This is a genomic window from Vibrio sp. 1078-1 (assembly GCF_033340475.1).
Window position 1 is genome coordinate 1 of sequence record NZ_JAWOWM010000152.1, and the last position, 889, is coordinate 889.

The window sequence follows — 889 nt, forward strand, 5'->3', positions numbered from 1 at the left end:
CTGCCGTAGCCGATTGTGCTGCCTGCAGGGAAGAAGTGCAGTGATGCTACGCGTGTTTTGAAAGACACGATGCGCTCGTAAGGTAGGGTTGCAGGGTAATCACCGTACAGCATGCCGCCAGGACGAACCATATCCAGATGTGCTTCAGGCAGATTTAGCGTGATGTAAGAGTTAGCCACGTGCAGTGTGATGTCTTTACGTTTCAGACCTGCGCTGTCCATTAGCCACTTTGTTTCTACTTTGAAACGGTCAACCTTGCGGCGGATTTCATCAAGACCTTCATTCGGGAAGTGGGTCATCATACCTACGATTTTTAGGTTAGGATCGCTTGCGATTTCCACACCTTCAACCTGACCTTCATACGTTGTCAGATCCAGACCATTACGACCCATGCCTGAAGTATTCAGAGCAAGGTGAACAGGAATAACGGTATTGTAGTTGTATGCAATCTCGATGATTTGATCCGCCTGCATCTTAGTGCCAATCAGCTCTTCGATTTCGTACTGTACGCCGTTTTCAATTTCGTTGCGGCTAGCCGCACGGACACGCATGATCTTGCCTTCGAAGCCGTGCTCACGCACTACGCGAGCTTCTTCATTACTGGTGATACCTACACATGCAACGTTGTTCGCGATGATGCTAGGCATCAGGCCTGCGATACCGTTACCGTACGCGTCAGCCTTCATGATGGCACAGATCTGAGTGTTGCCCTTTAGATCCTTCTGAAGCAACTGAATATTATTTGAAAATGCCTGAGTATCAATTTCCAGCCAAGCGTTGCTCGCCTGAACGCGCTCTTCGCGCTCGCTGTCATCAAAATCAACTAGCAGAGGAGCGGCATGTGCGGCTGTTTGGCCCATTAGAGCCAGTGCAGTTAGGCTAAGTTTCA

At 49.5% G+C, this 889-nt stretch carries 1 protein-coding gene; it reads right to left on the reverse strand.

Going from position 1 to position 889, the window contains the following annotated elements; all coding sequences use genetic code 11:
• A partial coding sequence (locus R7190_RS26255; RefSeq protein ID WP_318137725.1) for an alanine racemase occupies positions 1–889 on the reverse strand: 889 nt, incomplete at both ends.